This window comes from Sediminibacillus dalangtanensis (assembly GCF_017792025.1).
Taxonomy (GTDB): domain Bacteria; phylum Bacillota; class Bacilli; order Bacillales; family Amphibacillaceae; genus Sediminibacillus; species Sediminibacillus dalangtanensis.
On the sequence record NZ_CP046956.1, the window covers coordinates 2,583,919 to 2,606,086 of the forward strand.

Annotated in this window: 18 protein-coding genes, 3 rRNA genes and 1 pseudogene; 5 read left to right on the plus strand and 17 right to left on the minus strand. The window is 44.9% G+C overall.

From position 1 onward, the window contains the following. Positions 1-364: 364 nt before the first annotated feature. The 4 genes and pseudogenes from ERJ70_RS20035 to ERJ70_RS12995 form a co-directional block, all read right to left on the minus strand. Entirely contained in the window at positions 365-637 is a 273-nt protein-coding gene (locus tag ERJ70_RS20035; protein WP_245208203.1) for a group II intron maturase-specific domain-containing protein, read from the minus strand. Positions 638-649: 12 nt separating this feature from the next. Then, positions 650-808 (minus strand): annotated as a pseudogene (locus ERJ70_RS20040) (group II intron reverse transcriptase/maturase); the annotation flags it as partial. A 453-nt stretch (positions 809-1,261) separates the two neighbouring features. Beyond that, entirely contained in the window at positions 1,262-1,765 is a 504-nt protein-coding gene (locus tag ERJ70_RS12990; protein WP_209365267.1) for a DUF84 family protein, read from the minus strand. A gap of 68 nt (positions 1,766-1,833) precedes the next feature. Next, positions 1,834-2,901: a M42 family metallopeptidase gene (locus ERJ70_RS12995; protein WP_209365268.1), complete on the minus strand. Its 1,068-nt coding sequence runs from the start codon at positions 2,899-2,901 to the stop codon at positions 1,834-1,836. 184 nt (positions 2,902-3,085) lie between these two features. Between ERJ70_RS12995 and ERJ70_RS13000 the strand changes: the two genes are divergently transcribed. Then, positions 3,086-3,400, plus strand: a complete 315-nt coding sequence (locus tag ERJ70_RS13000) for a PepSY domain-containing protein (RefSeq protein WP_026569660.1) — start codon at positions 3,086-3,088, stop codon at positions 3,398-3,400. Between the two features lie 40 nt (positions 3,401-3,440). On the opposite strand, the gene ERJ70_RS13005 is transcribed toward ERJ70_RS13000, so the two are convergent. Then, positions 3,441-4,313 (minus strand): YtnP family quorum-quenching lactonase, encoded by an 873-nt coding sequence (locus tag ERJ70_RS13005; protein WP_209365269.1) that lies wholly within the window; start codon positions 4,311-4,313, stop codon positions 3,441-3,443. A 23-nt stretch (positions 4,314-4,336) separates the two neighbouring features. After that, a complete protein-coding gene (gene trmB, locus ERJ70_RS13010) occupies positions 4,337-4,978 on the minus strand; it encodes a tRNA (guanosine(46)-N7)-methyltransferase TrmB (protein WP_209365270.1) in 642 nt (213 codons plus the stop codon). A 263-nt stretch (positions 4,979-5,241) separates the two neighbouring features. Between trmB and ERJ70_RS13015 the strand changes: the two genes are divergently transcribed. Beyond that, positions 5,242-5,409: a hypothetical protein gene (locus tag ERJ70_RS13015; RefSeq protein WP_209369586.1), complete on the plus strand. Its 168-nt coding sequence runs from the start codon at positions 5,242-5,244 to the stop codon at positions 5,407-5,409. Positions 5,410-5,653: 244 nt separating this feature from the next. Then, positions 5,654-5,941 carry a YtzH-like family protein gene (locus ERJ70_RS13020; RefSeq protein ID WP_209365271.1) on the plus strand — a complete coding sequence of 96 codons (288 nt, stop codon included), beginning with the start codon at positions 5,654-5,656 and terminating at the stop codon, positions 5,939-5,941. On the opposite strand, the gene ERJ70_RS13025 is transcribed toward ERJ70_RS13020, so the two are convergent. The 6 genes from ERJ70_RS13025 to ERJ70_RS13050 form a co-directional block, all read right to left on the minus strand. Beyond that, complete coding sequence (locus ERJ70_RS13025) at positions 5,931-6,767, minus strand: phosphotransferase family protein (RefSeq protein WP_209369359.1); 837 nt, start codon at positions 6,765-6,767, stop codon at positions 5,931-5,933. The two genes, ERJ70_RS13020 and ERJ70_RS13025, sit on opposite strands and share 11 nt — an antisense overlap. 184 nt (positions 6,768-6,951) lie before the next feature. Next, positions 6,952-7,899: a diacylglycerol/lipid kinase family protein gene (locus ERJ70_RS13030; RefSeq protein WP_209365272.1), complete on the minus strand. Its 948-nt coding sequence runs from the start codon at positions 7,897-7,899 to the stop codon at positions 6,952-6,954. Between the two features lie 320 nt (positions 7,900-8,219). Further along, entirely contained in the window at positions 8,220-9,137 is a 918-nt protein-coding gene (locus ERJ70_RS13035) for an NERD domain-containing protein (RefSeq protein WP_209365273.1), read from the minus strand. A 9-nt stretch (positions 9,138-9,146) separates the two neighbouring features. Beyond that, positions 9,147-9,698, minus strand: a complete 552-nt coding sequence (gene thpR / locus ERJ70_RS13040; protein WP_209365274.1) for an RNA 2',3'-cyclic phosphodiesterase — start codon at positions 9,696-9,698, stop codon at positions 9,147-9,149. 5 nt (positions 9,699-9,703) lie between these two features. Further along, positions 9,704-10,882 (minus strand): MFS transporter, encoded by a 1,179-nt coding sequence (locus ERJ70_RS13045; RefSeq protein WP_209365275.1) that lies wholly within the window; start codon positions 10,880-10,882, stop codon positions 9,704-9,706. Between the two features lie 30 nt (positions 10,883-10,912). Continuing rightward, the gene (locus ERJ70_RS13050; protein ID WP_245207951.1) at positions 10,913-11,938 is read right to left on the minus strand and encodes an ion channel; all 1,026 of its coding nucleotides are present in this window, start codon (positions 11,936-11,938) and stop codon (positions 10,913-10,915) included. 151 nt (positions 11,939-12,089) lie between these two features. On the opposite strand from ERJ70_RS13050, the gene ERJ70_RS13055 reads away from it, so the two are divergent. Then, positions 12,090-12,308, plus strand: a complete 219-nt coding sequence (locus ERJ70_RS13055) for a DeoR family transcriptional regulator (RefSeq protein ID WP_026569649.1) — start codon at positions 12,090-12,092, stop codon at positions 12,306-12,308. Positions 12,309-12,352: 44 nt separating this feature from the next. Here ERJ70_RS13055 and ERJ70_RS13060 read toward each other — a convergent pair whose 3' ends face one another. Then, positions 12,353-13,075, minus strand: coding sequence for a pseudouridine synthase (locus tag ERJ70_RS13060; protein WP_209365276.1), 723 nt, complete (start codon positions 13,073-13,075; stop codon positions 12,353-12,355). Between the two features lie 19 nt (positions 13,076-13,094). Beyond that, on the minus strand, positions 13,095-14,720 hold the full coding sequence (locus ERJ70_RS13065) for a putative polysaccharide biosynthesis protein (protein WP_209365277.1): 1,626 nt from the start codon (positions 14,718-14,720) through the stop codon (positions 13,095-13,097). A 279-nt stretch (positions 14,721-14,999) separates the two neighbouring features. Here ERJ70_RS13065 and ERJ70_RS13070 point away from each other — a divergent pair, with 279 nt between their 5' ends. Next, positions 15,000-16,262 carry a BaiN/RdsA family NAD(P)/FAD-dependent oxidoreductase gene (locus ERJ70_RS13070; protein ID WP_209365278.1) on the plus strand — a complete coding sequence of 421 codons (1,263 nt, stop codon included), beginning with the start codon at positions 15,000-15,002 and terminating at the stop codon, positions 16,260-16,262. Positions 16,263-16,745: 483 nt separating this feature from the next. Here ERJ70_RS13070 and rrf read toward each other — a convergent pair. The 3 genes from rrf to ERJ70_RS13085 form a co-directional block, all read right to left on the minus strand. Continuing rightward, positions 16,746-16,861: ribosomal RNA gene (rrf, locus tag ERJ70_RS13075) — 5S ribosomal RNA — on the minus strand. A gap of 303 nt (positions 16,862-17,164) precedes the next feature. Beyond that, a 23S ribosomal RNA gene (locus ERJ70_RS13080) occupies positions 17,165-20,082 on the minus strand. 360 nt (positions 20,083-20,442) lie between these two features. After that, a 16S ribosomal RNA gene (locus tag ERJ70_RS13085) occupies positions 20,443-22,008 on the minus strand. Together the 16S, 23S and 5S rRNA genes form the textbook arrangement of a ribosomal RNA operon. Positions 22,009-22,168: the final 160 nt, after the last annotated feature.

Sequence of the window (22,168 nt, forward strand, 5' to 3'; positions counted from 1 at the left end):
GGTGGGCTTAAGACCTCGAGGGGGTAGGCGCTGGAGCTGGACGTGGCTGTTTCAGCCAATAATGATCCACAGGCAGTTAAATTTATCATTTCCTGTAGAGTAGAGAACTGATTTCTAGAGGGTAGCCTTTCGGCTATCTTCTTTACTTTCAGCTCCCCCCTCATCAAACCGTACGTGAAGTTTTCCCTCATACGGCTTTCCGACGTTCTTCTTCCTTTGGCTTTACGGTGTTAACTTGCCAACTTCACTAATAAGTATTTAACTTCTTCCGCAGTATCTTGGAATTTGGTATGTTTTTTCCGTCTATTCCTTTTCTTGTTATTGAACAGATTAAGACGAGTTAATACATACCAGTCGATGCGATTTAACCACTTCTTTCCCATCGGGGATAATTATAGTAGTTCTTAAAACCTTGAAGTCTACGGTTCAATCCTTTCACTAAATCACGAATATCCATATATAATTTATGGCGTGGTTCGGTATATTCCTTGATTTTGGTTCGCATCTTTTTCATGGCCTTCTTTAATGGTACGTGGTTCATGATATAGAATGTACGACCACCTTTCTTACGGATTGGAAATTTCCGGTGATGTAATCCAAGAAAATCAAATCCATCTTTGTCATCCCATATATTCACTAATCTCGATTTCTCCTTGTGAATGGTAAGGTCAAGTTTATTCATAATGGCCTTTATTACTTGCGCACTTTCCAGTGCTTCTTGTTTCCTCTTGCAGATAACCACAAAGTCATCCGCATAACGAATAAGTTTACCTAAATGACTGAACTTCTTTTCCCATAACCTGTCCATTGTATTCAAATAGATGTTCGCGAGAAGTGGCGAGATAACTCCACCTTACGGTGTACCAGTTATAGAGTTTCTAAGCTTCCCTTGTTCCTCCGAAGAGGGGTTTAATTGACGAGGCTGCAAGATTCACTTCATGTTACAACCTGTTAAGTTGCTCGCTCTCCGAAAGGAGTTACTTTGTCACAGGGCTTCAACCTTAGGATTTCTCCACCAGTCGCCTGTCAGCTACTGAGCGTCTTGGCACTTACTCAGACTGGACTTTCACCAGTAAGCAATTAATAGCGCGCTGGGCACGCATTCAAATAAAAAACGCTTGAATATTATCCAAGCGTTTTTTATTGCTGTCTGTACAGTTCTTTATGGTGGTAAACATATTGTGCTTTAGTATGTTGTTTCCCAACTATTTTCAACTTTCTCCACAATATCTGAATAGTTACCATAAAGAGGCAGCTTTTATTATTGCTGTTGAAACTGATATTGTCCTTTAAGAAGCTTCATTACATGAGTGAACATTTCTTCCCGGCTGACCAGTTCATTCGTAAAAATACCTATGGCGCCCTCTTTTTTTCGGACATCCTGTCGCTGAGCATATTCATCCATTACTTCTCCAAGCTCGATACCCTTTTCCAACTGCGCAGCTACTTCTGGCGGGAGAGGAATCCTGGCACCGCTTGCTAGAAAGGTCTTTCCATTCTCACTAATGAGCGCCCCCCAATTGCACAAGTATAGCTCCTCATTTAATTCCATAACTCCGCCCTCAAGGCCAATTCCAATACTGTCGGGATTCATCGAGGCACATTCTCTTGCCCGGTTCACTGCTCCCTCCATTGTTTCTTCATCTGAAAATGGCTGCAGCGAAACCTTGGAAGCTACATCGATTTCAACCACTTCATCCTCTGGAAATACCTTTTTCACAGCTTTGATTTTCGCAGGGTTCATAGAACCTACATAAATTTTCATTAACGGTCATCCTTTTCCAAATCGCAGCGCTGTTTATTTACCAGCTGTTACAGCGACGAACTCAAATTTCAGCCTTGTTCATGAATCTGTTCAACAGCAGCTTTATCCGTTGTTTTAACCAGTTTAACAATTAGTTCTTTTGCTGCTGCATAGTCATCCACATGAATAATGGAAGCGTGCGTATGGATATAGCGTGAACAAATTCCAATCACCGCAGATGGTATTCCCTCATTGGCAATGTGAACTCGGCCAGCATCGGTTCCGCCTTGGGAAATAAAGTACTGATAAGGAATATCGTTAGACTCAGCAGTATCCAGCACAAAATCCCTCATCCCATGATGGGTGATCATGGAGCGGTCAAATATTCGTAAGAGGGCACCTTTCCCAAGTTGTCCGAATTCCTTGTCATCCCCAGACATATCGTTTGCAGGAGAGGCATCAAGCGCATAAAACACATCTGGCTGAATCATGTTTGCCGCAACTTGAGCACCACGCAAACCGACTTCCTCCTGTACAGTCGCACCAGAATATAATTTGTTTGGAAGTTTTTCTCCTTGCAATTCTTTTAATAGCTCGATCGACAGACCACAACCATAACGGTTATCCCAAGCCTTTGCCAATATTTTCTTTTCATTCGCCATTGGAGTGAAAGGTGTGACAGGTACGACCTGCTGGCCAGGCTTCACACCGATCCGTTTAACATCTTCCTTATCATCAGCCCCAATGTCGATTAGCATATTTTTCTGTTCCATCGGCTTTTTGCGTTGTGCTTCCGTTAAATTGTGTGGCGGAATCGAACCGATTACCCCGATAACAGGTCCGTTATCGGTCATTATTTGCACTCGCTGGGCAAGCAATACCTGAGACCACCAGCCGCCAAGCGTTTGAAAACGGATCATTCCGTTTTCCGTGATTTGTGTGACCATAAAACCTACCTCATCCATATGGCCAGCCACCATTACTTTCGGCCCTTCGCCATTCTTGACACCGAACACACCGCCTAGGCGGTCCTGGATAACTTCATCCGCATACGTTTCCAATTGCTGTTTCATAAATTTTCTTACCAAATGTTCATTTCCAGGAGCACCCTGCAATTCCGTCAGTTCCCGGAACAACTGCTTTGTTTCATTATTCATTATGTATTCCCTCCAACTTTTTGTTCCTACGATTATTGTATCTGAACTTTCCCCTCGTTTCCAGATAAAGCCCTTTACCTCAAGAAGAGAACCATGTTGACAGGGCAATTCACTTCATAATATTTTCTATTTTTCACTGTTTCAGGTATACTACAATTAAAATCTTAACCTGAGGTGACTAACTATGAATTGGAAAAGAATCGCAGTCGGCGCTGGAATCGGTGCAGTAGCAGGATATTTTGCTTTACAGCAATACGAAAAACAGCGCAAGGTTACACCCGAGAAAGCTTTGAAATCTGCTAAAGAAGCATTTAAACAGCAGGGTCCAATCAGTGGTTCATGGATTTATATGAAACCTGAGGAAATGGAGAAAAACGGACTTACTTATACCGTTTACCGCGGCGGGATCACCCGAACGGTTGATGGTGAAAGCACACAGTATGAATTTAAAGTGGATGCAGAGACCGGTTCTATTCTGGACGTGTTGCAATCTGCCTAAAAAATACAAAAACAGGACCAGCCATTTGGTCCTGTTTTTTTCATAAGGAAGTTCCAACTTCCGGATAAGGATATCGTTCGCGCTCCACTTGCCCTTCACGATTGCCGTCCTTGTCAAACTTCAGTGCCCGGTAATAAGCATCATGGTAAAAGGTGTACCAAGCATTATGCCCCACCCCGTATTCCATCCATTTTTGTTTCTCGTGAACAGAAGTTACCGGATAATCATCATATGCGAGGGCCCAAAGCTTATTCTGATGGGCGTGCGTCGGCATCAAATCAGCCATATGGATGAACATGTCCTCTCCATCTTTAAATAGTAGAATCGAATGGCCATCACTATGTCCTCCAGTATGAATCATTTCCAGACCCGGTGCTATTGTCAACTGTTGTTCAAAGCCGACAAATTGGTTCTCGATTGGCTGCCAATTGTCTGTCCAATAGGTGTTTACAGAACGGATATTAGGATTTCTCATTTCCTCCCACTCCGTTTGATTTACATATATCGGCGTATCAGGAAAAACAGCTGTTAACCTATTGTCCTGCCACTTTGTCAGCCCGCAGGCATGGTCAAAATGTAAGTGCGTCATCAAAACTGCGTCGATATCGGCGACAGACAATCCCAGTTCCCGTAGCGAACTCTCCACACTGGACTGTTCCGCCACCCCGAAATTACGAATTTGCTTATCTGTCAATTTCCCGTTGCCAATACCGGAATCAATCAAGTAACGTTTGCCATCCAATTCAAGCAATATGGGATCTGTTCTTAATTCGATTTGATTCTTTTCGTTACAAGGGTACTTTTTACTCCATAACGCTTTCGGAACCACCCCAAACATGGCTCCGCCATCCAAGTGATTGACGCCCCCGTTCAGCCAAGTCAGCGTCGCTCTCCCAATTGTCAACGACTCCATTTGCTCTCCCACTCCCCTTTTTCTTATGAAGAAAAATATACTTTACAGCGATAAATCGGTTGCCCTTTTCCAGAAAACTTTTCCTCATATTCTGTCTGGACGTTTTCCGGATCATGATAACCATGCAAATCCAATAGTACTTCATCGAGAACCATCCCGAATTTAGAAAAACTGACCAAAGAATATTCAAATAGTTTACGGTTGTCCGTCTTTAAAACGATTTCTCCATCCGCCTTCAGAATTCCTTTATATTGCTGTAAAAAAGTGTGGTAAGTAAGCCTTCTTTTTTCATGTTTTGTTTTTGGCCAAGGGTCTGAAAAATTCAAATAAATTTTATCCACTTCATTTTCCGCAAACAAATCGCGTAAATCCTTTGCATTTTCATTCAACAGTCTTGCATTCTCGACTTCCGCTTGCTTCACTTTCTCTACGGCGCTGACAATAATGCTTTTTGCCCTTTCCATTCCGATAAAGTTGATTTCACTGTGTTGAGTGGCCATACCTGCGATGAACTGGCCCTTGCCGGTACCGATTTCTATATGAAGTGGCTGGTCTTCGGAAAACAGAGAATTCCATTTTCCTTTCAGCTCAAATGGATTTTGAACCACTATATCATCATTTTCTTTTAAATAATCATCTGCCCATGGCTTATGTCTTAAACGCAATGTCGTAACCCCTCTCTTTTTATACCGTATAAACCTTACCATTATTTCAACAAAAACGAAAGATTATCGCAAATTTTGCGTATATGTAAGAAAACCTAACCAAAAAAGGCTATATATCATCGTTGAAGAGATAAATTTTTCTGAGGGATCCTGAGCCGTTTATATCAATTCTCAACAAGTCAAATAGACATTGGAGTGGCAACGCTTTCAAGGGTATGATGATAGACGTGCGAGATGAATCGGACGAACAGGAGTGAATACCATTGAAACTATTTACCACAACGATTGAAACGATTGTGCTGGCTGTATTTTCCGTCATGTTTGCTGGATATGCACTATTTATTTACCCTTTCGAAAAACTGAACGAAAAAGCAAACAGGGAAGTCAAAGCCAAGCAAGTGAAATATTCCCCGCAAATAAACAAAGCCTGAATCCCGTATTTAGGTAACTGGTTGATTATTTATTACGATAGATTGATCGGTGCCGAACGGTGGAGTTTTTGCAAATGTGTTTCCTTAGAAAAATCGCAAACCGCTTCACACCATTTATTCTAGCGCAATTATTATTAGGTGAGAAAAAGGACAGGGCTCCCAAAAAATTGGGAGCCCTGTCCTTTTTCGTTATGCATAATATAAGAATTACCGAGAAATAATAGCAGTAAAAGGGGGAATTGCAATGACCAAAAATGTCCAAAATCAACTTGACTTGCTTTACGATATCCTAAGCGAGCATTCCGAGGAATGCTGCGGTAGTGTAGCCGAATGCCAGCAAATTCAACGACTGGTCAAATCAATGATAGCGGAAGAGTCTGTTACTGATTCCGTTTTGCAAAGGCATCTGCCTGCCATTTATGATTACAGCAGACAGGGGGAACTCGTCCAAAATTTAGATGACCATATTGAAAGCAACCGTGAAAATTTGCAGCAATGGGTAAACGCCATCAACCCGCCGACTATTGGTTGACACGCTTAAGCAAACGCTCCAGCTCCTGCAGACGCTGGTCAGCTTTTTTTATTTCCCCGCGATCTTTGTGCCATAAAATGTAGCTAACGGACTGTGCAATCAAATACCAATACATTCTTTCAATCAACCGGTTATCCCGTGCCGCTCCATAACGGGATAACCAGTCATCCCAATCATGTTCAGGGATATACCAGTATAAAATCATCCCTATGTCCATAGCAGGGTCTGCCACTTTGGCATTATCCCAATCGATCAGATAAAGTTGGCCATCCCCGGACAATAACCAGTTATTATGGTTCATATCGCAATGACAAACCACTTGCTTAAAGTATTGTACACGCGGAAGCATTGTTTCTAAATATTTCATTGCTTTATGAATCTCTAATTGTGCTGCTGTTTCTTCATGGATCCGAATATTGGATTTGACATCATACAAAATATCTTCCGGCTTGATCGGACGCTTTCCTATCCGCATAAGCATATCCAGCAATTCTGAAGAATGATGAATCCTGCTTAACAGTTTTGCAACACGAGGATGCTGCATTTCTTCAGGGGTCAATTCCCGGCTGTCCAGCCACTGTTGGGCTGTAATCACATCACCATTTTCCATTCGTTTTGTCCAAACAAGCTTTGGCACGATTCCTTCCGCAGACAATACTGCTAAAAATGGGGATGAATTACGCTTCAGAAAGAGTCGCTTTCGTTCACTGTGTGCATAGTATGCTTCTCCTGAAGACCCGCCAGCAGGAGTTATTGTCCAATCATCGCCTAATATGTTATCCAACCAATTCACCTTCAATTCCTCAAATCCGTCTTGATTTTCCATCCAGAAAAGCATTGTTGTTTTATTGTATAGGTGTGTTTTACTCACCATCATATTGTTCCTGGCCTTTATTTTTCCGATACTACCGTCGCCGATTGCGTACAGAAGCTCACAAAATGCAAAGTTGAACAACACCCGTGCTAAATAAGCAGACATATTTTAGATTAACTCATTTAATGGGTGGATTTCAAGAAGTTAATTTCGTAAAAGCACCAAATATTTTCCTGCTGTCGGCTTCTTTACTGACCTGACAACTCTTACACGTGCCTACCTGTCCATCTGTCTGGAACTGGATAGGTGTTTCGGAGTCTATCGTCAAGGAGGATACTTGAAAATGGGAAACTTCCTTTAAATTCATATGCTTGCCCCAGTACACACTCATAAATAAAAGTAATAGTTTCCACCTAGTAATATTCTCCACTGTCAGTACAGAAAATGAACCGGGCTGTATTTTTGCAGTGGGATTGATTTTCATTCCGCCTCCAAAGTAAGGGTGATTGGATATTGTTATCATCCAGACATTGTCTAACTGTCTTCTCTCCCCATCTAGATTCAATATTATCCGTAACGGTTTAAATTCTTTGATCACCACCAACAATCCGAGCAGGTAGCTCCATCTTGACAGTTTTAACAAGGAAAACCACTTTTTTGATTTTATCCGTTCTGCTGCTGCTGTAACCTCGGCTTCCAGACCGAATCCTAAATTATTCACGAAATGGCGGTAGTACTTTTTTGTACGGTTATCGGTCAAATACACCCCTGGCCAATAAGATTTATAGCGTCTTTTTGAAACAATTGATCGAAATATGGCTAACGGATCGCTGGCCATTCCTACTCCTCTGGCAAAATCATTTCCGCTTCCCGCAGGAATGAAGGCAACGGGTATCCAACTATGATGTTGCAAGCCATTGACCACTTCATGCAAAGTGCCATCCCCGCCAATGACTATTACGCATTCAACCTGCTCTTTATGTATTTCGGCAACCTGCTGAGCCAATTTTTCCGCATGTCCCCTGTATTCTGTCCGGAACGATCTACAGTAGCTCTTTTGAAATAACGGGTCTGATTCCAGCTTTTTCAGTATCTTCAGCCCTCTCCCATTTGCTGCCATTGTATTTACGATAAAAATATACATGACCTTATCCCCTATTCGGTTTTCTGGATATCACCAAACCATTTTCTAGTTTGAAGATATGGAAAATCTTGTTTCTTATGATTCTTCTAAAAAGGTTAAGTACTTAAACTCACTCCAGCAGCACGACTTTGTTTTCTGCGGGAGAAAAACCCCGGCGAGATTCCTCAGCATACTAGGTTGAGGAATCTCTCCAACCGCCCACGGACCTCCGCAGCGATAGATTATCACTCTTACAAATGGACAGAAGATATGAAGGAGAAAGTTAACTTCACCGTTTATATCTTTCATGTTAAACGCCAGAAGACGTCTGAAAATCGCCTTTATAATGGTTGGGAACCGTCGTTTTCTTCCCATTCTCTCCGCCTGACTGCTACTGTCTGGCAATGGTTCAGCAGCGCTTTACACACCATTAATTGCTTATGCTTCAGTGGAGAAACTTCTTGTCTATGTTGTTGCAGCCATTCACCATGTCCCTGCTTGTCTACAAAGCGAGTACGATAAGGCACGTGTTCCGATTGAATCGAATTCATGCGGGAAAGCACTGTCTTTTGTATAGGAAATTCGATCTGATGCAAATCCAAAATGCTTTTGATAATCTGCTCGGTCCTTCTCAAAGACAGCATTGGACTTAGAAGCCGTTCTTCTTTACCTTGAATGGTGATTTCCCACATCCGTCCTTCCTTGGCAAAAACCGTATCGGCTGCAGGGTTTTCTACTAGATTTATAATCTCTATGCCTTGCGGCTGTATAAAAACAATGTCGCCCTCCATCGTACTATTTTTCAAGGTGAAGACAGGTTCGTACATGAATAAATACGTATCAGGGAACCGCTGCAAAAAATACTTCAACGTTTGGTCCTGTAAAAAAGCCCTATCTAAAAATGACATTTGACTTACGGTAGAAGAGGCCCATTTTAATTGAAAAGCAATCAGCCGATCAAGGAATTGATGTTTCAATTCTTCTTTGGTATGCGGAAGCCCTGGTTTTTCTTTCTCCACGGTCCAGACTTCTTCCTGCTTGTTTTTTTTGCTAAACAAAGAACGCCACTTCGACATGGAAGTCTCCTCTGTTTGCTGGAGCCTTTCCAACTCCTGTTCTGAAGAATATCGCTCCGCTTCCCACTGGTCCAAGGTATTATTCCATTTTTCCTTTTTCATTCTGCTAAACTGTCCCGGATAATGAAAAATATCCTTCTCATAACGCGATATGTAATTTTGTAATTTAACTAATTGCGCCAATCGCTCACCTCATTTTAAGCTGACAATTTCAATCGCTTTGTATTTAGGAGTTTGAGATGGATGTATTTGATACAGATGAATACGTTCTACTTCTAAGTTTCCAAGAGCGAGTTCTTCTGTAATTGGGGCATTTACTTTTTTGGTTCCTGCCCATTTTTTTGCGAGCGTAATATGTGGACGGTATGGCCGGTATTCTGGAGACCATCCGAAAGTTTGGCATAATGCATCCACTTGTTTTTGCAGAGCCGCCAGTGGGCTGGTTTTTTCCACACCAGCCCAGACAACTCTTGGCTTCTGTGGGTTTCCAAAGAAACCGATCCCTTTGACTTCAAGGGAGAAACAGTCTTTTTGTGAGAATTGCTGTAAGCTGTTTGTTAATTCTTTAATAGTACTATCGGCTGAAGGACCGAGAAATTTAAGTGTAATGTGCATATCCTGCGGGTGCGTCCAGTTTTTATACGCTAGATCAGGATGCCTTCTTAATTTCTCTTGAACAAGTACCAATTGTTGTTGTATTCGTTCATCCAACGGAATGCCGAGAAAATAATGCGAATCAGCCATCAACCTCATCCTCCTACGGTAAGCAGATCCTCGGCCTTTACCAACCGCTGTATATAGACTAGCAGCCCAAGGCCGAACAGTGTAATTAGGGAGAAGAAACCATACATGATAAAAATGGTTCCCGCATCTATCATTATGCCACCAAGGAACGTGAAAAATGCATTTCCCACACCATTGCCCACGGCACTATAAACACCGACAGCAGTAGCTTGTAAGGCATTTGGCGCGATGTCCCGGATAAAAATCAACGCTGCCGGTACATAAAGACCGACAGAAATGCCCTGTACGATGGTCGTGCCATAAACAACACTTGTAGGCGGTTCAAAGAAATATAATAACCACCTTGCACTTGATACACTGCCGCTGATCAACAGCACATTCATGATACCAACTTTATTGATGATACTCTGTGTGAACCGCATAAACGGCGCCTCACTCCCAGCAGCAAACAAGAATGCAACCCCCACACCTGCAAGGGTTCCGCCTGCAGTAAGCACAAAAGTACTGAAGTAAAAGTTATTGGCTAACACCGGACCGAAGACTAAAAAGTTGGCCAGTAAAAACAAGCTGAACTCTTTTTGTTTAAACAAGCTGGTAAGCCCTGTCCGAAAAGAAACGGTCACGCCTTGTCCGCGTTTCGGGAAATCAAATAAAGTTAACAGAGCCAGCAAAATTGCTAAGGAAAAAGCATAAAAAATCCAATTGATGGAATCGGTCATATCCGTCAAACGTCCGAGCAAGAACGCAGCGACAGCAAAGCCGACAGATCCCATTAACCGGATGTTTCCATAATCTTTTTTTTGCGTTTGTACATAATTAAGCGTCAAGCTGTCCGATAGCGGGATAATTGCACACTGGAATATCGCAATGATGATAATCCCGAACACTAAGGGGTAATATCCATTCAATAAAGGATATCCGAAGCCGAGCAGCCCTGCTGCAAGTCCCGAAATCAGTAATAATTTTCTTGGGTTTTTCGTAAAGTCACTGATTGCGCCCCAAATAGGTTGAAGAAATACAGTAACCAAAGGAATTGCTGATACGATAACACCGATCTCCGTATGGTTTAGTCCTTTTTCTTCTTCAAGGAAGACGGCTAGTAATGGAAATAAAGCACCATTAGAAAAAAAGGTGAAAAAATAGAATACTTGTAAAAAACGGTATGTTTTTTCGTGTTGTCCCATTCTATCCCCTCTCTATTTATCTTTTTCTATTTAGTGTCTATTCCCAGAATACTTTTGGTATATTCGTTCATATGTTTCTAAATCACATATAACATATAATTCTGCGTCTTCCGGCAATTGTTTATCCAGCATCCTGTTCACACTGAGATTGGTATGATCGGCGATAAGGGTAGCTCCGTCTGCCAGCAGTTCATCGAAAGCATCACGGTATGTTTTCCAGTGACTTTGCCTGGGGACATGGAATAAATCATCCCCAAATGATCTGCGAAGCAGTTGGTTATACACACTGGATATCCCTTTCCGAAAGGCAGATCGGACAAACAGAGACGAAATGGTCTCATGGGAAATAATGAACTCATCTACCTGAATGTGTTCAAAATTCTTGATGTGTGCTTCTTCCATGACTTCCACGATGGTATGTACGTTCGGTGCCACAGCTTCTACAGCCGTAGCAATCAAAAGCGTACGGCCGTCCCCAAGTTGCTTGTCCTGTACCCGTTCATCCGCAAAAATCAACACGGCTTCCGCTTCTTTTATATTCGCCTTTTCCAGGACATCTCCTCCCGAAACATTGCCTCTTATGTAATGGATATTTTCCGCCAGCATCGGGGCCTTTTCCAAATCATCTACGATGACGATTTCAGCGTCTTTATTGGTTTCCTGCATTTCCTTAATGGCTGCCTTTGCTTTATGAGACCAGCCAATGATAATATAATGCCCCTTTTCATAAAACATGATATTACCCTCCTCACGATTTTTCCGGAATTTTCCGAGCCCATCCAATACTTTTCCAATGACAACACCGATTAGTCCAATGCCCAATATGTATAGAACCAAAGCTATCAACCTGCCGCCAAAAGTTGCAGGGGAGTAATCTCCATATCCGACCGTTGTTACCGTAGTCATTGTCCACCAGAAACCATCAAATACAGTCGGAAAAGTTTCCGGTTCTACCACGACAATCAAGACAGAAGCAAGCAGAATCAGCAACGCACTGGATATAAACAGCATCGTGTTGCTGATGACAACCACTTTCAAGATAATTTTTCTAAGCAAACAATCATCCCCCTTTTGTTAAAATAACGTGAATTGTCAGTAAAATAGCTAGAAATTCTAGCGTTTTTGCTTAAAAAGGTGTAAAATTATAATAACTTCAAAGGTTCACTTGCACCACAATTCAATGACTTGAACGTTAAGGAGTGGTTTTTTGAATCAATCAACAACCCGGATGCTAACTCGAGTGAAGGCTGTTTATCTTTATATAAGAGAAAACGGGACAGTCTCCACAACAGAACTAGCTGAAGAATTTGGAATCACTGATCGTACTGTACAACGAGACCTTCATGTACTAGAGCATAACGGCCTGGTAGTGAGCCCAAATCGGGGAAGATGGAAAATCACTAGAAAGAAAGTCAAAATTTCATGAAGCATTGTTAATAAATAAACAAATGGCTGACTTACTTCGTCAGTCTATTTTTTTATGTGCTCGTTTTGTAAGTAGTCCAACTCTTTTTCAGTAAGGTCCCGGTATTCGCCTGGCTGCAAAGCAGGATCAAGCTTGAGACTCCCCATAGAGATGCGTTTCAAATAGGTCACCCGCTTTCCTACCGACTCGAACATTCGTTTCACCTGATGAAATTTGCCTTCCGTAATGGTTAGTTCGATTTCGGACATCTCTCCACGTGTCAAAATTTTCAATTCTGCCGGCTGGGTGACGTAGCCATCATCCAAAATCACACCCTTTTGGAAAACTTCAATATCCTCTTGTGTGACCCTTCCATCGATACTTGCATAATACGTTTTGCCCACATATTTTTTAGGGGAGAGCAATTGATGGGCAAGCTTGCCGTCATTGGTGATTAGCAGCAGCCCTTCGGTGTCTTTATCAAGCCTTCCGACCGGAAAAGGATCCAACACAGCATCTTCCGGTTCCAATAAATCTACCACTGTCAAGTCGCGTTGGTCCTCTGTAGCAGATACGTATCCCGGCGGCTTATTCATCATTAAATAAACCACCTCTTTGTATTCAACTGTTTCACCAAACACTGTGATGATACTTTTATCCGGATCCACATGCGTCTGCGGAGATTTTACCACTTGATCATCGCAGCGGACGTTCCCTTTTTTCAATAGATCTTTTACTTCTTTTCTGCTTCCATAGCCCATATTGGCAAGCAGCTTATCGATTCTCATCTTGTTCCCTCCTTCTATTTTATTTTCGTTTCAAAAATTTATCGATGATTCTTACTCTGCTTCCCAAAACGCGTTCCAGCAAAGTTGATTCATAACAAAGCCATAAATAAACGATCGCTCCGGCAATAACTCCGACAGCCAGTACTAAGACTCCCTCTGCCCTGCCATCCTGGTAGGATATAAAAAATCCAAGACCCCATTTCACCAGCCAGACAAAGACTCCCATAATCGTTGTGAAAATGGCAATCAGCATGGATCGCTTAATAAATTGTTTTAACGGGAAAGCCACTGCTTGTTTTACTCTCCATAGATTTAGAAGGACAGCAGTAACGACCGCCAGCATGGTTGCTAGTACGGCTCCTTTAGCACCAAAGGTATGGATAAACGGAAGGTTCAAAAAGACTTTGACCATCAATCCAGCGGTAAGACTGATTACGGCAAATCGCTGCTGGTTGATTCCCTGCAATATCGATGAACTCACGGTAAAAAATCCAAAAGCGAGTGCTACCGGGGCATACCATCCTAATAATGACCCATTTAAATCGATTTTGAAAGTCCCATAAAAAGACTGATATGCTTCATTAGAGAGGATAGATAATCCAACAATCGATGGGAGAATCAGCAACATGATCGTTTGCAAAGATTGATTGATTTGCTGATACATCCTTTGCCGGTTCTTTTCTGTAAACGATTTTGTAATCGCAGGCAAAGCGGCTAAAGACATCCCCGTCGCGAGGGTGACGGGGATAATCACCAGCTTATGCCCGTACAAGTTAATGTTCGACAATGCGACATCTGCAATATCACTTTGCCCAATCGCTGCCATTCCGCGTTTGAACGTAACCGAATCGACAAATTGATAGAGTGGCGTTGCAATTCCCACCAATACAAACGGTCCTGCATAACGGAAGAGCTCTTTAAACAAAGCGTTCAGCGGCAAATCGTAACTTTCCACCTGCTGTTGAACCTGCCTGTCCAAGTGACGCTTTCTTTTCCGCCAAAAAACCCACAACACGACACAGGAAGCAATTGCTCCTACAAAGGCTGCAAATGTAGCAAAACCTACAGCTAATTTTGTTGTTCCACCAAACACATCAATTACTAAGTAGACGGCAACCAACAAAAATATGATGCGAACGATTTGCTCGACTACTTGTGACACTGCAGTCGGCCCCATTGATTGATACCCCTGGAAAAATCCCCTGACAATACTCATTGCTGGAATGACCAACAAGGCGAAGCTCACCATTCGGATGACCATTGCCACATCTGCTGCAGCGATTCCTTCTGAATCATCTGGTATATAAATATTAGCAAGTATCCCAGCACCTAAGAACATTATCAAAAAAGCGATGAAACCTGTTATCGCCATTAAACTGAATCCTGCTTTGAACATTTTTCTTCCAGTTTGATAGTCGCCGAGTGAATTATATTTCGAAACAAATTTGGAAACGGCCAAAGGTACACCGACCGTCGAAATGCTGATCAAAATGTTATAAGGTATGTATGCGTACTGGTATAACGCTCCTCCTTCAGCACCTACGATCTCATTAAATGGGATAACATATATCATCCCTAAAAATTTCGATAAAAATGTAGCGGCAGTTAAAAGCATGGTACCGCGTACTATATTATTTACAGCCATGATAATTCACCTGCATCTCCTTTATCTAACTAGTCTATTTTATCATATCGTTCGATTTCTAACAGAATTTTGGGGTTTTATTTTGCATTCTGTTATATTTTGGCGATGCCAGAGTGAAGTTTCCATCCCGCATGGACTTTTACATACCGAAAAGTCCCCATTGGAAATCCTGCGACTTTTTGCGTATACTGACGACATGCTATGCTATAGTAGTGACAGACTATATAAGGAATCCTACCCTATATACCCAGTCAGATAACAGGAAGGAATGAAGAAATTTTGACTTACCAAGTAGTCGTGATCGGTGGAGGGCCGTCTGGACTGATGGCTGCAATTGCTGCTGCCGAAAACGGTGCGCATACACTTTTAATTGATAAAGGAAACAAATTGGGGAAAAAGCTAGCCATTTCCGGAGGTGGCCGATGCAATGTCACCAACCGGCTCCCCCAAGAAGAAGTAATCAAACATATTCCAGGAAATGGCCGTTTTTTATACAGTGCTTTTTCTGTTTTTGATAATTACGATATCATTGACTTTTTTGAAGGTCTAGGAGTCAAATTGAAAGAAGAAGACCATGGCAGAATGTTCCCTGTCAGCAATTCCGCTAAAAGTGTCGTGAACGCATTGCTTGACCGGCTGGCGGAATTGAACGTAACGATTAGGACAAACACTCCCGTGGAAGCAATTGATTACGGCGAAAGCGAGCACACTATTATCCTTAAAGACAAAGAAAAAATCACAGCTGGCGCAATCATCGTTGCAGTTGGAGGAAAAGCCGTTCCCCATACCGGAAGTACGGGTGACGGGTATGCATGGGCAAAGAAAGCAGGACATACGATTACCGACATCTATCCTACAGAGGTACCCCTCCTTTCTTCGGAAACGTTTATCAAGGAAAAGAAATTGCAAGGTCTTGCACTGCGCGACGTAGCTTTATCCGTGTTGAATAATAAAAACAAACCAATTATCACACACCGGATGGACATGCTGTTTACTCATTTTGGTGTTTCTGGGCCAGCTGTATTGAGGTGTTCACAATTTGTCGTCAAAGAATTAAAGAAAGGAAACAAGGAAGTAAAGATGGAAATCGATGCTTTACCAGATCGCTCCCTCCATGTTTTGCTGGATGATTATAAAAAACTTTTGGAGGAAAGTCCAAAAAAGACAGTTAAAAATGTTTGTAAAGGACTTGTTCCTGAACGTTTTCTTGATTATTTACTGGAAAAAAATGGCATTTCTTTAGAAGATCGAGCAGCGAATATTTCCCGGGAAAAGTTTTCCCTCTTTATAAGTGATTTGAAGCAATTCCAATTTAAGATTAACGGCTCCCAGCCTATAGAGAAGGCGTTTGTAACAGGTGGAGGGGTCTCCACTAAAGAGGTGATACCCAATACGCTGCAATCTAAGTTCATGCACGGACTTTATTTTAGCGGGGAAATCCTAGATATCCATGGTTACACCGGCGGTTATAACATCACTTCCGCTATGGTAACAGGAAGAGTAGCTGGAATGAATGCGGCATGGGAAGCATTGGCCAAGTAAATATTATTGCACCCTTTCCGCTCTTTTTCAGATGGTTAAGTGCTTATACTCACTTAGACAGGAAGTTAAGGTGAAGGCATTCACAAGTTATGTAACAGTTTTTATCAACTGTAACACTTGAGCGCAAAATCACGGTCACTGTCAAATATGGTGGTGTGATTTATCACCCCACCCTCTCTTTATCAAAAGGCTTATTCCATAAATATAGCGATACTCAGACCGAAGAGGAAGTAAACTCGCTTTCCGCGGACGAACGCCCGAGCCTCCTCGCAAAGTCCGCTGTGAGGCCTCGATCGTCCGTTTTTCCGTAGGGAGTCTCGCTTATTTCCTCTGCTACGCTATTTCGCTTTTTTGGCACACTGCAGAAACACTTATCACGACCGGGGACACCGCCACATTCAGTATAGAGCCACAATCACAGAGGGAAAGAGATATAAAAAACACCCTTGAACGAGGATGTCCTCATTCAAGGGTGTTTGGTTTGCCTGGCGGCGTCCTACTCTCGCAGGGGCAAAGCCCCAACTACCATGGGCGCTGGAGAGCTTAACTGCTGTGTTCGGCATGGGAACAGGTGTGGCCTCTCCGCTATTGCCACCAGGCCTGCAGGATGCAGGTCGTTCTGTGTTGTTCACAGGACGTGAACGGTTTTAACAGAACTTCCTTTGTGTACATCTTTAGAAAGTGTACCTTCAAAACTAGATAAGAAGGAAGACATCAACGAACTTCACACGTTTTAATCCAGCTCTGCGGGCCGAAGCCCGCGACGCTTTTTGTTTTAATCCAGTTACGGCTCCTAACAGCTAGTGTATAGTTCATCCAGCTTTTCGTACGCTCAAAGCGGCGTACTACCATCTGGCTGATCTATCCATACGCTGTTGACCAGTCGCCTTCACTTTTTGTTTTAAGTTAAGTCCTCGATCGATTAGTATCCGTCAGCTGCACGTGTCACCACGCTTCCACCTCGGACCTATCAACCTCATCGTCTCTGAGGGATCTTACTCATTTAAAATGATGGGAAGTCTCATCTAGAGGTGGGCTTCATGCTTAGATGCTTTCAGCACTTATCCCTTCCACACGTAGCTACCCAGCTATGCTCCTGGCGGAACAACTGGTACACCAGCGGTGTGTCCATCCCGGTCCTCTCGTACTAAGGACAGCTCCTCTCAAACTTCCAACGCCCACGACGGATAGGGACCGAACTGTCTCACGACGTTCTGAACCCAGCTCGCGTACCGCTTTAATGGGCGAACAGCCCAACCCTTGGGACCGACTACAGCCCCAGGATGCGATGAGCCGACATCGAGGTGCCAAACCTCCCCGTCGATGTGGACTCTTGGGGGAGATAAGCCTGTTATCCCCGGGGTAGCTTTTATCCGTTGAGCGACGGCCCTTCCATACGGCACCGCCGGATCACTAAGCCCGACTTTCGTCCCTGCTCGACTTGTAGGTCTCGCAGTCAAGCTCCCTTCTGCCTTTACACTCTGCGAATGATTTCCAACCATTCTGAGGGAACCTTTGGGCGCCTCCGTTACTCTTTGGGAGGCGACCGCCCCAGTCAAACTGCCCACCTGACACTGTCTCCGGACCGGATCACGGTCCTGGGTTAGAAGGTCCGTACAGCCAGGGTGGTATCCCACCGGCGCCTCCACCGAAGCTAGCGCTCCGGTTTCTAAGGCTCCCACCTATCCTGTACAAGCTGTACCAACATTCAATATCAGGCTACAGTAAAGCTCCACGGGGTCTTTCCGTCCTGTCGCGGGTAATGCGCATCTTCACGCATAGTATAATTTCACCGGGTCTCTCGTTGAGACAGTGCCCAAGTCGTTGCACCTTTCGTGCGGGTCGGAACTTACCCGACAAGGAATTTCGCTACCTTAGGACCGTTATAGTTACGGCCGCCGTTTACTGGGGCTTCGGTTCAACGCTTCGCCTTGCGGCTAACGCGTCCCCTTAACCTTCCAGCACCGGGCAGGTGTCAGCCCCTATACTTCGCCTTACGGCTTCGCAGAGACCTGTGTTTTTGCTAAACAGTCGCTTGGGCCTATTCACTGCGGCTTCTCGCAAAAGAAGCACCCCTTCTCCCGAAGTTACGGGGTCATTTTGCCGAGTTCCTTAACGAGAGTTCTCCCGATCACCTTAGGATTCTCTCCTCGCCTACCTGTGTCGGTTTGCGGTACGGGCACCTCTTTCCTCACTAGAGGCTTTTCTTGGCAGTGTGAAATCAGGAACTTCGGTACTTTATTTCCCTCCCCATCACAGCTTGAGATTGCCGGACGGATTTGCCTATCCGACTCTCTTACTGCTTGGGCGCACATGACCAGCAGTGCGCTTTCCTTATCCTTCTGCGTCCCCCCGTCGTTCAAACGGAAAGGAGGTGGTACAGGAATATCCACCTGTTGTCCATCGCCTACGCCTTTCGGCCTCGGCTTAGGTCCCGACTAACCCTGAGCGGACGAGCCTTCCTCAGGAAACCTTAGGCTTTCGGTGAAAGAGATTCTCACTCTTTTTTCGCTACTCATACCGGCATTCTCACTTCTAAGCGCTCCACCAGTCCTCACGGTCTGACTTCGCTGCACTTAGAACGCTCTCCTACCATTGTTCGCAAGAACAATCCGCAGCTTCGGTGATACGTTTAGCCCCGGTATATTTTCGGCGCAGAGTCACTCGACCAGTGAGCTATTACGCACTCTTTAAATGATGGCTGCTTCTAAGCCAACATCCTGGTTGTCTAAGCAACTCCACATCCTTTTCCACTTAACGTATACTTTGGGACCTTAGCTGGCGGTCTGGGCTGTTTCCCTTTCGACTATGAACCTTATCACCCATAGTCTGACTCCCAAGATCGAGTGGCTGGCATTCGGAGTTTGACTGAATTCGGTAACCCGATGAGGGCCCCTAGTCCAATCAGTGCTCTACCTCCAGTACTCAACTCTTGAGGCTAGCCCTAAAGCTATTTCGGAGAGAACCAGCTATCTCCGTGTTCGATTGGCATTTCACCCCTACCCACACCTCATCCCCGCGTTTTTCAACACGCGTGGGTTCGGGCCTCCAGTCAGTGTTACCTGACCTTCACCCTGGACATGGGTAGATCACACGGTTTCGGGTCTACGACCCCCTACTCGATTCGCCCTGTTCAGACTCGCTTTCGCTGCGGCTCCGTCTATCCGACTTAACCTTGCAGGAGATCGTAACTCGCCGGTTCATTCTACAAAAGGCACGCCGTCACCCATTAACGGGCTTCGACTACTTGTAGGCACACGGTTTCAGGTTCTCTTTCACTCCCCTTCCGGGGTGCTTTTCACCTTTCCCTCACGGTACTGGTTCACTATCGGTCACTAGGGAGTATTTAGCCTTGGGAGATGGTCCTCCCGGATTCCGACGGAATTCCTCGTGTTCCGCCGTACTCAGGATCCACTCCGGAGGAAACAATCTTTCAACTACAGGGCTCTTACCTTCTTTGGCTGATCGTTCCAGATCGATTCGCTTAAACTGTTTCTTGGTAACTCCGATGGAGTGTCCTACAACCCCAGAGAGCAAGCTCTCTGGTTTGGGCTGTTTCCGTTTCGCTCGCCGCTACTTGGGAAATCGCATTTGCTTTCTCTTCCTCCGGGTACTGAGATGTTTCAGTTCCCCGGGTCTGCCTCACTTATCCTATGAATTCAGATAAGCGTCCTGCCCCATTACGGGCAGGGGGTTCCCCCATTCGGAAATTCCCGGATCAATGCCTACGTACGGCTCCCCGAGACATATCGGTGTTTGTCCCGTCCTTCATCGGCTCCTAGTGCCAAGGCATCCACCGTGCGCCCTTCTTCACTTAACTTATCGTTCGTGAATGACGTGTTACTTCAATGTCGTTGAATGTCTTGCATAGTCTAGTTCCAGCTCCTGCTGAGCAGTCGCCTTCACTTCCTATTTATCTTATCTAGTTTTCAAGGTACAAGTAGTAATTAAGGGAATTGATCCCTCAAAACTGAACCAAACAACCAAGTATGTCCTGTGTTTAGCTCGTAAGAGCTATTCCTGTCCAGCTCCAGCACCCAGCGACTAGCACAACTTCCCTCACCTCCGTACGATAAGTCAACATCAGCTCACGCTGTTCGCTGTGTTTCCTTTATCTCCTTCGGTTCAGTCCAGTTTGTACGTCGCTACCCGGGTGCTTTCGCCTTTCGTATATCCTTAGAAAGGAGGTGATCCAGCCGCACCTTCCGATACGGCTACCTTGTTACGACTTCACCCCAATCATTGGCCCCACCTTCGGCGGCTGGCTCCAAAAAGGTTACCTCACCGACTTCGGGTGTTGCCAACTCTCGTGGTGTGACGGGCGGTGTGTACAAGGCCCGGGAACGTATTCACCGCGGCATGCTGATCCGCGATTACTAGCGATTCCGGCTTCATGCAGGCGAGTTGCAGCCTGCAATCCGAACTGAGAATGGTTTTATGGGATTTGCTTCACCTCGCGGTTTCGCTTCCCTTTGTACCATCCATTGTAGCACGTGTGTAGCCCAGGTCATAAGGGGCATGATGATTTGACGTCATCCCCACCTTCCTCCGGTTTGTCACCGGCAGTCACCCTAGAGTGCCCAACTGAATGCTGGCAACTAAGGTCAAGGGTTGCGCTCGTTGCGGGACTTAACCCAACATCTCACGACACGAGCTGACGACAACCATGCACCACCTGTCACTCTGTCCCCGAAGGGAAACCTCTATCTCTAGAGGGATCAGAGGATGTCAAGACCTGGTAAGGTTCTTCGCGTTGCTTCGAATTAAACCACATGCTCCACCGCTTGTGCGGGCCCCCGTCAATTCTTTTGAGTTTCAGCCTTGCGGCCGTACTCCCCAGGCGGAGTGCTTAATGCGTTAACTTCAGCACTAAGGGGCGGAAACCCCCTAACACCTAGCACTCATCGTTTACGGCGTGGACTACCAGGGTATCTAATCCTGTTCGCTCCCCACGCTTTCGCGCCTCAGCGTCAGTTACAGACCAGAGAGCCGCCTTCGCCACTGGTGTTCCTCCACATATCTACGCATTTCACCGCTACACGTGGAATTCCGCTCTCCTCTTCTGTACTCAAGTTCCCCAGTTTCCAATGACCCTCCACGGTTAAGCCGTGGGCTTTCACATCAGACTTAAGGAACCGCCTGCGCGCGCTTTACGCCCAATAATTCCGGACAACGCTTGCCCCCTACGTATTACCGCGGCTGCTGGCACGTAGTTAGCCGGGGCTTCCTCGTCAGGTACCGTCAAGGTACCGCCTTGTTCAAACGGTACTTGTTCTTCCCTGACAACAGAACTTTACGATCCGAAGACCTTCATCGTTCACGCGGCGTTGCTCCGTCAGACTTTCGTCCATTGCGGAAGATTCCCTACTGCTGCCTCCCGTAGGAGTCTGGGCCGTGTCTCAGTCCCAGTGTGGCCGATCACCCTCTCAGGTCGGCTACGCATCGTTGCCTTGGTAGGCCATTACCCTACCAACTAGCTAATGCGCCGCGGGCCCATCTGTAAGTGACAGCCAAAAGGCCGCCTTTCAACCTTCCTCCATGCGGAGGAAGGTATTACCCGGTATTAGCCCCGGTTTCCCGGAGTTATCCCAATCTTACAGGCAGGTTGCCCACGTGTTACTCACCCGTCCGCCGCTCGTTCCACAGGCTTCACCCCGAAGGGATCCGCCTGCTTCCCGCGCTCGACTTGCATGTATTAGGCACGCCGCCAGCGTTCGTCCTGAGCCAAGATCAAACTCTCCATAAATGATGAGCTTGCTTGCTCGTTCAAAAACTAGCTTGTATATCTTGCTTGACATACTGGTTGTTTTGTTCAGTTTTCAAAGATCAAAAGCTGCCTTAGCGACAGTAATTAAATTCTACCATCATATTGACTTGATGTCAATTCCAATTTTTAGGATTTTTTC

Coding starts and splice junctions, on each gene's coding strand:
- ERJ70_RS13025 (WP_209369359.1), bottom strand. CDS start 6,767: ATGGAAAATCAAGACGGATTTGAGGAATTGAAGGTGAATTGGTTGGAT.
- ERJ70_RS12990 (WP_209365267.1), bottom strand. CDS start 1,765: ATGAAAATTTATGTAGGTTCTATGAACCCTGCGAAAATCAAAGCTGTG.
- ERJ70_RS13065 (WP_209365277.1), bottom strand. CDS start 14,720: ATGGCTGTAAATAATATAGTACGCGGTACCATGCTTTTAACTGCCGCT.
- ERJ70_RS13060 (WP_209365276.1), bottom strand. CDS start 13,075: ATGAGAATCGATAAGCTGCTTGCCAATATGGGCTATGGAAGCAGAAAA.
- ERJ70_RS13020 (WP_209365271.1), top strand. CDS start 5,654: ATGACCAAAAATGTCCAAAATCAACTTGACTTGCTTTACGATATCCTA.
- ERJ70_RS13045 (WP_209365275.1), bottom strand. CDS start 10,882: ATGGGACAACACGAAAAAACATACCGTTTTTTACAAGTATTCTATTTT.
- ERJ70_RS12995 (WP_209365268.1), bottom strand. CDS start 2,901: ATGAATAATGAAACAAAGCAGTTGTTCCGGGAACTGACGGAATTGCAG.
- thpR (WP_209365274.1), bottom strand. CDS start 9,698: ATGGCTGATTCGCATTATTTTCTCGGCATTCCGTTGGATGAACGAATA.
- ERJ70_RS13005 (WP_209365269.1), bottom strand. CDS start 4,313: ATGGAGTCGTTGACAATTGGGAGAGCGACGCTGACTTGGCTGAACGGG.
- ERJ70_RS13000 (WP_026569660.1), top strand. CDS start 3,086: ATGAATTGGAAAAGAATCGCAGTCGGCGCTGGAATCGGTGCAGTAGCA.
- ERJ70_RS13030 (WP_209365272.1), bottom strand. CDS start 7,899: ATGTATATTTTTATCGTAAATACAATGGCAGCAAATGGGAGAGGGCTG.